This is a genomic window from uncultured Lactobacillus sp. (genome assembly GCF_945290125.1).
GTDB lineage: Bacteria > Bacillota > Bacilli > Lactobacillales > Lactobacillaceae > Lactobacillus > Lactobacillus rizhaonensis.
Genome location: NZ_CALYQV010000067.1, coordinates 1 through 10118 on the forward strand (window position 1 = coordinate 1; position 10118 = coordinate 10118).

Here is a 10118-nt window from a genome sequence, read left to right on the forward strand (position 1 = left end):
ATAAAGTTAGCTTTTTATACTATTATTATATTAATTTTGATCCACTGCTAAATACTTTTCCGCATTCCGCAAATCTGCAATTGACAGTTGACCTGGTGCAGAGGTTTTGCCAGCAGCACCAAATGATAAGCTTGAGCCGAAAACCTGACCCGCTACTCTCGTTACTTTACCAATATCGCCCATAGCCATAGTAATCAAGGGGTTAGAAATTTCTGCATTCATTTCTGTCGTTGCTGCTAAAAGAGTTAAAACATCTGCAGCACTATGAGGCATGCAGGCTAACTTAGGGACATCTGCACCAAGTTGAGCCATTTTTCGTAAACGAAATTCAATTATGTCTTTAGCTGGCACCTTTTCAAAATCGTGATTACTCATAATTACTACGACATTGTAGTCATGAGCTAAGTTCACTAAAGATTTTACTCTTTTTTCAGTGTGGAAAAGTTCAATATCAACAGCATCACCCAGCCTATTAGTAACGACATATTCTACTAAATTTAAATATTGGTCTTCAGCCAGATTGCAGACCCCACCTTCATTTTTGGTGCGAAAGGTGACCAAAATAGGCAGCTCGCCCACTTCCTGCCGCAATTTCTTTGCAGTAGTATTTAGCTTGGCAAAGTCATTAACTCCTGCAGCATAATAATCAATTCGCCACTCCATCAAATCAGGTTTGGCAGACTTAATCTCTTTAGCTGCAGTCAAAATTTCTTCTGCGGTCGTTCCAACATTAGGGACGGCAATTTTGGGCAGCCCCGCACCTAAAACAGTATTTCTAATCCTTACAGTAGCCATTAGTCAATTCCTCAACTAATCGTTATCGTCTGAAAAGATAATCTCACGAATGTAATCAGTTGGCATCTCTTTACCTGTCCACAGCTTAAATGATGCTGCTCCTTGATCGATCATCATGCCGATACCGTCATAGACACGCTTAACTCCAGCCTCTTGTGCCACTCTCATTAATTTAGTGGTTCTCGGTGAGTAAACCGTGTCAAACACCACCATATCCTGATGGAACCATGATGGATCTGAAACTAACGTCTTATCTTCAAACGGCTTCATTCCGATGCTGGTTGCATCACAGTAAATATCACTTTCTCCAATTGATTGTTTAAATGCTTCCTGATCAGATAATTCAGTAAGAGAAACCTTACAGTCAGTGTTTTCACGAATAGTCTTAACAGTCTTTTCAGCTTGAGGCCAATTTTTATCCCTAATGTTAAACATTCTAATTTCTTTAGCACCATCTAAAGCTGATTGAATCGCAATCGGAGTTGCAGCACCGCCGGCACCAGTTAAGGTCATAATTTTACCATTAATATCAAAGCCTTCATCCTTAAGTGATTGCACAAAGCCGATACCATCAGTGGTATAACCTGTCAAAACACCATGATCGTTCACAATAGTATTAACTGCATCACACATTTTAGCAGCAGGTGATAATTTATCAAGGTATTGAATGACCTCTTTTTTATTAGGCATTGAAACGTTGGAGCCACGCATATCTAACGTGCGAATAGAGTCAACTGCACCTTTTAATTTATCGTTGCCAACTTCAAAGCAAAGATAGGTATAATTCAAGCCCAGCTTAGCAAAGGCATTATTATGCATTGTTGGTGACATTGAATGCCGAATAGGATAAGCCATCAAACCAATTAAGTAGGTATGACCATCAAGCCAGCCAGTAATAGGACCATTAACACCAGTAATTTTATTAGTCATCATTTTTCTCCTTTATTAAATTTAAAAATAATTAATCTACACTAATTTTTAGAAACACCAGACACTACATCAGTTGGAACAGGTGCGGTCTTTTCCAATTTTTGATAATTAGCATTATCAGCAGCCTCTGTTCCGGCCACAAAGCCTGAAGCATAAGACCAAGAATTCATCATACTTGGCATTGAATTATGACCGTTAGCGCCGCCAACAATCTCACCTGCCGCATAAAAATTGTCTAGCACTTTAAAGTCTTGGTCCAAAAGCTGCATATGCTGATTAGTTTCATAACCACCAAGGGTAGTACAAAAGCGTAATTTCTGCTCAATCACAAAGTAGTTCTCGCCTTCATATTTATGCATAAATTGGGAAGGGCGACCAAACTCAGGATCATTACCTGAAGCAACATATTTATCGTAGTCAGTTAAAGTCTTCTTGAGGTTTTCATAATCAATGCCAGCCTTTTGAGCCACCGTCTGCAAGTCTCCGCTAACTAAAATCGGACTCTTCTTACCGTCAAGATCGAAGAAGCCTTGCACTTCATCTTTGGTAAAACCATATTTAAGAAGCAATTCATAAAATCTGTTCCATGTTCTTTCATCCATTACTACAAAAGCAATTTTATCCTTTTGTTCAGCAATAGCATCCCTAAAGTGAGTGTATGGTGCCGATTCATTTACAATTCGTTTACCACTGGTATTAACAAAAATAGCGCCCATGTCTGTAGCTTCTTTTGTTGAATAGGTTGTTAATTTGGCAATACCAGGTTCAACTTCCAAACCATGTGGATAAACCTTATACCAGTCAAGATTGCGGGAAGCTAAATTCATATTTTTAGCAAAATCAAAATAATCACCGGTTGAAGTCATTGGACCATAATAAGGAATATTGGTCTTATGCTTAAGGTAATCACGAGCACCCCAGCCACCAGCTGCCATAACCAGGGACTTAAAGTTTACAGTAACAGTTTCGTGCTTGCCTTCAGCAATTAATGAGACAAGCTGGCCCTGTTCATTTTTGTTAAGTTGTTCCACACGAGTTTCCAGTAAAATCTTACCACCCTTTTTGGTAAAAGCATTTGCCACTTTAGATATTAATTCATAAGAACTTTCCGTTGGCATTTCAATTTGGCGGTTAACAGAATGCTCAATAGTTTGTGTCTCGGCTTTTTGATAAGTTAGGTCTGCAAATTCTGTAATAAAATCAACTGCTTTACCAATATTTTGAGCCAATAAATTTGAAAGTAATGGATAATTAGTCCCCCGGCATTCGCGGGCAATATCTTGAACCAAGAGCTGCGGAGAATCTTTATTTGCTTCTTCACCAAATAAAGTAGCTGCTAATTTTGAACCAGTCCCAACAACATTTGAACCATTTAAAATTGTAGCCCCACCAAGATAGCCATTTTTTTCAATTAAAAGAACTTTCTTACCCATTGATAACGCCCGAGAGGCAGCCATTAAACCTGCCATACCCGAGCCAATTACAGCCACATCTATATTATAGGTTACATCTTGATGTGACTGATCGCTAGGCTGAGAAACAATATTTATACCATTTTCTTTTAAGGCCTTCTTTCCAGAATCAAGCATAGCTTGTGTCATAATCGAAGCACCAGAAATAGCATCAACAGCGAAACTTTGATTATTAAGAATATTCTTTTTTAATTTACCTACAACTTGGTTAAAGATACCCGGGGTTTCGGCAGTTTTGGTCACATTGATATCTGTAATTTGATTATCTTCGACTTTGATATCAAAGTCGATTTGACCATTTCTTCCTTCTGCTGTTGCTTTAATTGTTTTTTCTGACATAAATTCACCTTCGGCTTTATATTAATTTTTGATATTGAAATTTTTACTACGTCTAATTAAGACAACACATAGAACCACCGAAATGATCGTTATCACTGTAGTTATCCAAAATACCATCAGTGTACTTGCAGCATTGGCCTTTAATACAAACGCTGCTATAAGTGGTGCTACAAAGTAAACCAGGGCTGGCGCAAAACTATAGTATGAAGTAATTTTTCCGTGACTTTGGGGAAAATAAGAAGTTAAGACTGAAAGTGCAACCTGCCACACTCCCCCTGCAGTAAAGAAACCAACAGCTAAAGAACCTATTTCACCAGCTAGTAGAGATGGCTTTAAGACCATAAAGAGCAGTCCAAGAGCAGTAATAGCTGAATATACCATAATCAAATTCAATCTTTTTACCTTAGTTACTAAAGCTGATGTCACAAACACAGATATTAATGAAGCAATCGAATACCATGATACAAGCTGATTGGCGTTAGCAGCGGACTCATTTAAAACATACTGCCCATAGTAAGGAGCATAAAGAGAAAAAATATAGAAAGTAAAACAAATTGTAAAACCCAAACCAATAATCATTAAGCCATCAATCGCTAACTTAGGCTGATTCTGATCACTAACACCAGTTTCTTGGCTTTTCTCTTCTGCAGGAACAACTTTTGCTTCAGCTTGCGGGGCAAAAGCCGTCTTTATTGTAAACACAACATCCAGTAAAATGATAATGACTAGTATTAACGCTGTAATCTTGGGGTTTTTAATTATTTTTACACAAAATGGAAACAACATTTGCATGACTTGCATTGCAGCTTTAACAAACGAATTCATTGTGGCTGTTTTATCTGGAAAAGCATCTGCAAGTGCAGGATAACCGGCTGTATCGCCAAATGAATTGGTTGCACCGAAAAACATTGCTGCTAAACCAGCTATCCAAATATTGTTCGCAAAAGCAGCACCAAGAAGAAAAATAGCGTCACTTAGCAATGCAATTAATAAACTCCTTTTACGACCAATCTTATCTGATATAGCACCAGCAAATAAAATTGTAAAAATTCTTCCTAACCCAACCATTGCAATTACAAGAGAAACTTCGGTTTCAGTAGTATTCCAAGAATGCGCCAAAATTTCTCTATATTGACTAATAAATAAGGTAGCTGCTCCCACAACTGCAAAATGGGTATAAACAGAAGCAGCAACGCCTCTATAACTTTTCCCTTTTTTCATAGCTTTACCTTTCAAAATTAAGACTGCTGATAATTCAGAAATAAATATATCCTATTAAAACGGATATGAATAATTATTTCTGATTACTGAATTATAAAAAATAACTATAGTTACAAGCGCTACTACATCAATATTTTTCTTTTTTAAATCATGTCAAATAATTCTTTTGTAGCAGTTAGACAAAGAAAATAAAAAATGTAGAATTTATCCGTAATTAGTTACCAATAATTAAAAAGACTCATTAGTTAAAAGTGCCAAAACATAGTAAAATTAACAATAATGCATGAATATTAATTTCAGCAATAGCAATATAAAAGAATTTAGTAAGAGCTTTATAAAGCTAAGTATAGTAATTATTAATATTAATATTGAATATAAAAATAATTTTTGAGGTGACATCATGAATTTAAATCAACTTTATTATTTTCGTGAATTGGCAGACCAAAAACAATACACAAAAGCAGCAGACAATTTGTTTATCAGTCAGCCTACCCTCTCGATATCGATTAAGCAACTGGAAAATGAGCTGCAATGCAAGTTGTTTAAACATAATGGACGTTATGTGCAATTAACTGAATATGGACGAATTTTTTATGATACTGTAACTAAATCATTAAATACTTTAGATCGTGGTAAAAAGCAGATCGAGCAGCGTATCAGTCAGGATCAAGGCAACATTCATATTGCCGGTATACCTACAGCAATTGGAACTATATTGCCCCATTTAACTAAACAGTATCAACAAGAAAGTAACATTTCCCCTCATTTCATTTACCACGATAATCCCTCATATCAAATTTGCGAAGGCATTAACAATGGTTGGTATGATATTGGAATCTCCTCATTTGTACCTGAATTTAGTTATTTTACTTATATTCCCCTTTACACTGAAGAAATTATTGCTATCGTTTCAAAGGAAAACAACCTGGCTAAAATAAAAGAAATTACTCCTGAAGAATTACAGGGCGAGTCAATTATTACCTATTCTAAAAAAATTCAGATTGGTAAAGACATAACTAATGCTTTATTAGCAACTGCATCTGATTTGAATATCACGAATAGACTACACGATGAATTAGCAATTGCGGGACAAGTATTGACTAATGACATTGTCGGCATAGTTGCCAAAACCATTTATCTCAGCGGTTTTGATATTCACATTATAAAACTGGATTTACCCAAAAATACTCGTCAGGTTTATTTAGTTTATGATTCCAGTCAAAATTTCTCACCAGGAACTGTTGATTTTATTGACTTTCTTAAAAGTCATAAACCAGATATTCAAAAAATTGTTAATAATATTCCTGTCAACTAAAGCCTAAAAAGTAAAGCGGACATTTTCAGGAATTAATAAATGGGATGGAAGAGAAGTCCTGAAATGGGATATACTGATATTATGGTAAATAGTTATAACATAAAAACTATTAAAATCGTTCAACAATTTATCAAAAAATTAACTAATAAATAAAACCTATAATATGACTAATTCAATTACCCAAAACGCTTTACGCTCGCTTCTATATGAAGTTGTTACTGAACCCAAACCTGGTCTGGTAGATCCTGGAAGCCAAGGTCCCCATTCCGACATGGATATTTATACTTTTATTGACAGCTCTATCAGTTTGGAATCGTATTTTGTCGATGCTGTTAAAATTGGCCAGACTTTTCACTCAACTGATTTAACCCAAATGTTTCAGCAATTAAGGCAAAGAGGCATCACTGCTGAAAAAGAAATGTTTATTGCCACCCATGGTGCCAATACTCACAAGGGAGCAATTTTTGCATTAGGAATTTTTGTTTGTGCTGAAAGTTACAGTATGGCGAACAAAACTGAACTATTTCTTACTATTACAAAGATGTGTAAAGGGCTCGTACAGCATGATTTAGTTCAAAATAATGAATTACAAACAGCTGGTGAAAAAGAATTTGTTAAATATAAAATAGGCGGAGCAAGAGCACAGGCAGAACAGGGCTATCCCATAGTCAGAGAAGTGGCCCTGCCTTTTTTAAAAAGCAGTACTGGGACTGTTCAAACCAGGCTTCTGGACACATTAATGAAAATAGCTACAGTAGTGGTTGACAGTAACTTAATTAAACGGGCCGGAAATTACGATGTGGTTAAATGGCTCCACCAAGAAGCAATAAAATATTTAAATCTTGGCGGCTATGTTACTCCAGCTGGGCAAAAGCAATTGCAAAAATTAAATAAAGAATGTTTAGCACATAATTACAGCTTAGGCGGTTGTGCAGATTTACTAATAGTCACTATTTTTGTTGCTTTTGAAAGAGGATATATATAAAAAAGGAAGGCAAATCGCCTTCCTTTTTTACTAGAATCAAAATATTATTTTTCTGATGCACCAGTCACGGCATCATTATGTGCAATCTCACCGCATGCAGTATCAGCAGCTATTCTACCAAAGGTAAAGATATCAGCTAGTGAATTGCCACCTAGACGATTACCAGCATGCAAGCCGCCAGCAACTTCACCAGCAGCGTAGAGGCCTGTAATAACCTGGCCATCTTTATTTAATACTTGCGCTTTTGGATTAATCTTCAAGCCACCCATTGTATGGTGAATAGCTGGCTTACGAGGCGTTGCGTAAAACGGTGCAACTTCACATTTAAGGTTAAATGCACTTTTACCAAATTCTGGATCGCTACCAGCATCAACGTATGAATTATACTTTTTAATGGTATTGACCAAAGTAGCAGGATCCATACCGGCTTTTTCGGCTAATTCTTCTAGAGTATCAGCTTTTAATAATGTACCGGCCTTTACCTGAGCCTCAAGTGATTCCTCAGTTGTGTTATAGGCAGTAGCCTTTATTCTTTCATCTGCTATTAAGTAGAACAAAGTACCATTAGCAATTGCTGCCTTGGCTAAAGTATCACGCTCTGCAAATTCGTTAACAAAGCGTTCACCTTTTTGATTAACCATAATAAAGTTTTCAGGCGGAGTTTGGATACCGGTAAACAATTCACCAGTCTTAGGATCAGAAACTGGCATTAATTGAATGAATCCCATACCAACTAAATCAGCGCCAGCTTCTTGGCCTAAAGCAATACCATCACCAGTTATCGCCGGTGAATTGGTAGTAGCAATGTCGTCATCAATGTGCTTCCAGTAAGTATTGTACTTTTGTACCATTTTAGTATTTGCACCAAAACCGCCAGGAGTCAAAATTACTTTTTGAGCATGAACAGTAACTTTACTGCCATCGCTTCCTTGTGCTACAACACCTGTAACTTTACCGTCTTCAATAATTAAATGTTGAGCCCTAGTTTCAGTTAAAACCGTAGCACCATGATCTTTTATCCAATCACCTAAAACATGAATAAATGCATAACCCATAGGTTCAACTGGCTTATGACCGCGACGCCATAGAGCTCCAACCGGCATAGTGACATCAGAGCGGTCAAATTTTACTCCTAATTCAGTTAACCATTTAACTGAATCAAGTACGTTTTTGACAAGTTCAGTAACTAAAGCATAATTACCGTGAATTTCATTACCATTTAAGTCAGTTCTTTTACCACCTAAATAAGTCTGTATTTCATGTAGTAAAACCGAATCAAAAAGATAATTTTCTCCTGAATCCACATAAGCCTTAATTTGCTTTTGCAATTCTTTAAAATCATCACGGTATTCCGGATCAATTTCAGCAATTGGTGTAGCAGACAATTTTTCCAGGCTTTCTTTTTCACCAGGTAAGGCTTGGAATTTATCTTGCCATTCTGGTTCAGCAGCGTTTAAAGGACCACCAGCCCTTGTAGTATTACCACCAATTTGAGGGAATTTTTCTAATACTATTACTTGTTTACCGTTTTGAATTGTTCTTGCGGCTGCAGCAAGACCAGCACCGCCGGCACCAATCACCACAACATCAGTTTGGTATTCAGCATCTGAACTATTAGCGATCTGAGGTTTTGGCCTGCTTAACCATTCTTGCGCATCCCCGCCGGCCTCATTAATTGCCTGTGCCACACCGTCAACGACTCCATGGCTGGAAATGGTAGCTCCACTAACAGCATCAACATTTAAAGTTTGATTAGCAATAATTTGTTTTGGTAAACGTTTAAAAACTTCATCGGCTACTCCCGCAGTTTCACCACTTGAATCTATATCTATTTCTTTGATTTTATCCTCAGAAAGAGTCACTTCCATAGGCATAAAACTAGAACCGTGACCTTTAGCCTTAACTTTGTAAGTACCAGGTTTCATCATTAATATACTTCCTTTCTTTTAATACTCATTAGTTAAATTTTACTAACTTTTTTTAGCAAAATGAAATAGTTTTAAAGTAAAAAGATTATAATAAAATTGTTATTGGAGGTAAAACATGAATGACCCTGAAACAGTTTTACATTTTATCGATGTACTACTAAAAGAAAGTAATTTTACAAGAGCAGCCGGCGAATTATATATTTCACAGCCCTATTTAACGCAACTAATTAAAAGAATAGAGCAAAAACTAGGAACTAAGATAATTGACCGTGAGTCAATTCCATTCAAGTTAACAGAAGCCGGAATAATTTATTACAATTATTTAGAAACTAAAATTTCCAATAAACAAAAACTTACTGAGCAGCTAATACCATACGTATCACCTAATAAAGAAGTAATTAGAATTGGTGTTTTAGAAAGCCTGGGTACATTTTTATTACCCGAATTACTGCCTAATTTTATGTTTGATAATCCTCATATCAAAATACAATTAGCGGAAAGCTTCCCCAGAGTGAGTGAAACACATCTATTGCATGAACAAATAGATTGCTATCTCGGTCAAACTCCTGAATCACTTAATCAAGGACTAGATTTCTATGTCAATGGTGGTGAAAACTATTTTGTTATTATTTCACCAAGATCAAAGTACTTTAAAAAAGGACGGTTTATACTCGAGCCGCAGGAATATGACATTAAAGATATCTTACAAGAACCTTTTGTTGTCAGTTCAACTAATTCTGCTATACGTCACCAAGTCAACGGTGCATTTCAAAAATTTCATATCAAGCCTAATATTATATTAGAAAGTAGCAGTATTATCACTGCCACTAATTTGGCAATAAAAGGTGTAGGGTTAACTATTTCCGCTGCCAGCATAATCAAAAGAATGGCACAGACACCCATTAACTTACTTCCCGTTGATCATAACTTGATCCAAATTAAATATTTTATTGCAGTCAAGCATGGACAAAAACTAAAACCAGGATTAAAGAAATTAATTTCAGCTTTCCAAAAACTTAAAATTGAACCTAATATCAAATAGGACACAATAATTAATCCAGGACATTTAAATAATCAAACACAAAAAAGAGGACCTCTTGGTCCTCTTCTCTCTTCGCTCCGGCTGTCAGACT

Annotated in this window: 8 protein-coding genes; 3 read left to right on the forward strand and 5 right to left on the reverse strand. The window is 36.2% G+C overall.

What is annotated here, in order from left to right; genetic code table 11:
* Positions 1-30 precede the first annotated feature (30 nt).
* The 4 genes from aroD to Q0K80_RS09005 are packed head-to-tail and all read right to left on the reverse strand — an operon-like array spanning position 31 to position 4757.
* The gene (gene aroD / locus Q0K80_RS08990) at positions 31-795 is read right to left on the reverse strand and encodes a type I 3-dehydroquinate dehydratase (protein ID WP_294605587.1); all 765 of its coding nucleotides are present in this window, start codon (positions 793-795) and stop codon (positions 31-33) included.
* Between the two features lie 15 nt (positions 796-810).
* Positions 811-1725: a shikimate dehydrogenase gene (locus Q0K80_RS08995; protein ID WP_294605589.1), complete on the reverse strand. Its 915-nt coding sequence runs from the start codon at positions 1723-1725 to the stop codon at positions 811-813.
* A gap of 41 nt (positions 1726-1766) precedes the next feature.
* Entirely contained in the window at positions 1767-3536 is a 1770-nt protein-coding gene (locus tag Q0K80_RS09000; RefSeq protein ID WP_294605591.1) for an FAD-dependent oxidoreductase, read from the reverse strand.
* A 21-nt stretch (positions 3537-3557) separates the two neighbouring features.
* On the reverse strand, positions 3558-4757 hold the full coding sequence (locus Q0K80_RS09005; protein WP_294605592.1) for an MFS transporter: 1200 nt from the start codon (positions 4755-4757) through the stop codon (positions 3558-3560).
* A 400-nt stretch (positions 4758-5157) separates the two neighbouring features.
* Here Q0K80_RS09005 and Q0K80_RS09010 point away from each other — a divergent pair, with 400 nt between their 5' ends.
* Together Q0K80_RS09010 and citG are read left to right on the forward strand one after the other, a co-directional pair.
* Positions 5158-6072 (forward strand): LysR family transcriptional regulator, encoded by a 915-nt coding sequence (locus Q0K80_RS09010; RefSeq protein WP_294605594.1) that lies wholly within the window; start codon positions 5158-5160, stop codon positions 6070-6072.
* A 163-nt stretch (positions 6073-6235) separates the two neighbouring features.
* Positions 6236-7057, forward strand: coding sequence for a triphosphoribosyl-dephospho-CoA synthase CitG (gene citG, locus Q0K80_RS09015; protein ID WP_294605595.1), 822 nt, complete (start codon positions 6236-6238; stop codon positions 7055-7057).
* Positions 7058-7101: 44 nt separating this feature from the next.
* On the opposite strand, the gene Q0K80_RS09020 is transcribed toward citG, so the two are convergent.
* Positions 7102-8982, reverse strand: a complete 1881-nt coding sequence (locus tag Q0K80_RS09020; RefSeq protein ID WP_294605599.1) for a flavocytochrome c — start codon at positions 8980-8982, stop codon at positions 7102-7104.
* A 118-nt stretch (positions 8983-9100) separates the two neighbouring features.
* Here Q0K80_RS09020 and Q0K80_RS09025 point away from each other — a divergent pair, with 118 nt between their 5' ends.
* Entirely contained in the window at positions 9101-10027 is a 927-nt protein-coding gene (locus Q0K80_RS09025; RefSeq protein WP_294605597.1) for a LysR family transcriptional regulator, read from the forward strand.
* Positions 10028-10118: the final 91 nt, after the last annotated feature.